This is a genomic window from Tropicimonas sp., from assembly GCF_047971885.1.
GTDB lineage: Bacteria > Pseudomonadota > Alphaproteobacteria > Rhodobacterales > Rhodobacteraceae > Tropicimonas.
The window spans coordinates 1-2,898 of sequence record NZ_JBKEAE010000123.1; the positions used below are offsets into that span (position 1 = coordinate 1).

Annotated in this window: 3 protein-coding genes; 2 read left to right on the forward strand and 1 reads right to left on the reverse strand. The window is 65.0% G+C overall.

The annotated features are described in order from the left end of the window. Positions 1-25: 25 nt before the first annotated feature. Positions 26-1,123, forward strand: a complete 1,098-nt coding sequence (hflC, locus tag ACK5IR_RS10170; RefSeq protein ID WP_416928510.1) for a protease modulator HflC — start codon at positions 26-28, stop codon at positions 1,121-1,123. Between the two features lie 376 nt (positions 1,124-1,499). Next, entirely contained in the window at positions 1,500-2,450 is a 951-nt protein-coding gene (locus ACK5IR_RS10175) for an AEC family transporter (protein WP_416928506.1), read from the forward strand. Between the two features lie 76 nt (positions 2,451-2,526). On the opposite strand, the gene ACK5IR_RS10180 is transcribed toward ACK5IR_RS10175, so the two are convergent. Then, positions 2,527-2,898, reverse strand: a 372-nt coding sequence (locus ACK5IR_RS10180; RefSeq protein WP_416928508.1) for an AI-2E family transporter, incomplete at its 5' end; no start/stop codon positions are given.

The following is a 2,898-nucleotide window of genomic DNA, read 5'->3' on the forward strand; positions in this document are numbered from 1 at the left end:
GCACCGCCACCGGGGGGACCAACTGATGAAACGCTTTCTTTCGACGCTGGCGCTGCCGGCTCTGGTCGTGATCGGTGTGCTGGTCGTCAGCTCGGTCTATATCGTCGATGTGCGCGAACGCGCGCTGGTGCTGCGCTTTCGCGAAGTGGTGACGGTGCGCGAGAATCCCGGCCTTGGGATCAAGGTGCCCCTGCTGGATTCGGTGGTGAAATACGATGCCCGCATCCTTGGCCTGCCCACCAGCCCGATGGAGGTGACGCCGCTGGACGACCGCCGTCTGGTCGTCGACGCCTTCGCCCGCTGGCAGGTGGTGGACGCGCAGCGCGTCTATCAGGCGACCCAGGGTCTGGGTCTGCCGCGCGTGCAGGAACGGCTGGATTCGATCATCAACAGCGCCATCCGTCAGGTGCTGGGTTCGGTCCCCTCGACCACGGTTCTGTCGGATGACCGCACGCCCCTGATGAACCGTATCCGCGATCTGGCCCGCACCGAGGCCGAGGATCTGGGCGTGCGCGTCATCGACGTGCGCCTGACCCGGACCGATCTGCCCGAGCAGAACCTGACCGCGACCTATGCCAGGATGCGCGCCGAGCGCGAGCGCGAGGCCGCGGACGAGATCGCCCGCGGTGGCGAGGCCGCGCAGCGCGTGCGCGCCGCCGCCGACCGCACCGTGGTCGAGCTGACCTCGGAAGCGCGCAAGAAGGCCGAGGTGGTGCGCGGTGAAGCCGATGCCCGCCGCAACGCCATCTATGCCGATGCCTTTGGCCGCGACCCCGAGTTCTTTGCCTTTACCCGCTCGATGATGTCCTATGAGCGCTCGCTCAAGGGCGAGAACAGCTCGCTGGTGATCCAGCCCGAGGGCGAGTTCTTCGACTATCTGCGCAGCGACGGCTCGGACCGGGCCAACCCGGTGCCGCAGCCGCGTCCCGTGGCGGCGACGATCCCGGAGGAGCCCGAGGCGGCAGCGGCGGCGACCGATGACGAGCCGGTCGCGCCGACCGAAACCAATCGCGAGGGCGAGCCGCTGGGCGCGGCGGCCGGCGTCACGCTGACGCCCATGCCCGAGTCGCTGGCCAGCCCGCCCCAGCAGGAGCCGGTGGCGGTGCCCGCGCCTGCGAACTGAGCGCGGCTGAACATGGAAAGGGCCGGGCGTGTTGCCCGGCCCTTTTTCATGGGGGCGTTGCCGGGGCGGTCATGCAGAGCCGAATTGGGATCGATGCGACTTGGCACCGCTTCGGATTCGGGCGTAGGAACGGTCGCTTCCGCCGGTGCCGGGATCCATATGGGTTCGGACGATCCGACTGCCGGCACGGGCACCTGATTTCAGCCGGTATCTGCCTTTTGGCGCGACAATACGGGCATCTGCCGCCGCAAGCGGCATCAGTGATGGGGAAACGGGGGCGCATCCTTGAAGCCGAGGCTTCCAGATGGCAATCATCGGTTCGGCCCTGAGGATAGCGCGATCCTTCGGGCAGTTCCGGTCGCGGCGGTGGAGCAGCATGTTTGATATTCTTTCGATCACCGGCGTGATTTTCGTGTTGATGGGCACGGGTTTTCTGTCGGTTCGTCTGGGTGTTTTTTCTTCCGCCGATATGGCCGCGCTGGGGAAGTTCGTTGTCAACCTTGCGCTTCCGGCATTGATCCTTCGCGCTGTTTCCAGTCGTCCGCTGGGAGAGATTGCCAATTTCGGCTATCTGGGCGCGGTCCTTTTCGGGTCGCTTGCAGTCTTTTCACTCGGTTATTTCTGGTCCCGAAGGGTCGAGGGGCAGACGGCACTGGCGAGCACATTCGGCGCGATGGGGATGTCCTGCGCCAATAGCGGTTTTGTCGGCTATCCCGTGCTGGTGATGGCCTTGCCCGATGTCGCCACGACGGCACTGGCCCTGAACATGATCATCGAGAACCTGATCATGATTCCGCTTGTCCTCGTCATGGCAGAGCATTCCTGCGGCGAGGGGAAGGTGACAGAAGGCAGGCTGGTCCGTCAGATAGCGCTGAGACTGGTTCGTAATCCGATCGTGATCGCGCTGTTGCTGGGGCTCGCGATTTCGGCTTTCGGGCTTGGCTTGCCGGTGCTGGTCGAGCGCCCCATCGATATCTTCGCATCCGCAAGCGCGGCCGTGTCCCTTACGGTGATCGGGGGCACGCTTGCCGCCCTGCCGCTGAAGGCGCTGAATGTATCGGTTCTTTCCGTTGTCGTCGGAAAGCTGTTGCTGCATCCGATGGCGGTCGGCCTGGGCCTGTTGATCATGTCGATTGTCGGGCTGGGTGTCGGGAACGAACGCCTGGCCGCCGCAGCGGTGGTCATCGCGGCCACCCCGGTGATGGCGATCTATCCGATCCTGGCGCAGCGCTATGGCGAGGAACGATCCGCATCGATGGCGATGCTTGTCATGAGCGCGCTGTCGTTCATCACCATCAGTGCGGTATTGCTGCTTACATCGCGCTGAGGACCTTCCGGGATGGCGTCCGGCATCGGCCAGCGCAAGCTTTTGGGGATTTCGGGTGGTTTTCAGTCTGTGCCCGTCAAGATCCTGTCCTGTCTTGCGGTGCGGTTCCGGTCATGCCGGAGCGGGCATCGTCATCGGCAACCTCGCGCTGCCATTCGCGCCAGATCGAGACCAGCAGCGCCATCAGCACCGGGCCGACGAACAGCCCGACGATGCCCATGGTCTTGACCCCGCCGATCAACCCGAAAAACGTCGGCAGGAACGGCAGCTTGACCGGACCGCCGACCAGAACCGGGCGGATGGTCTTGTCGACGATGAACAGCTCGCATGTGCCCCAGATGAACAGCAGCGCGCCCGCAAGCGGCGTGCCGCTGGCCACCAGATAGGCCGAAACCAGCGTGAAGCACAGCGGCGCGCCGCCGGGGATCAGCGCCATGAAGCCGGTGAT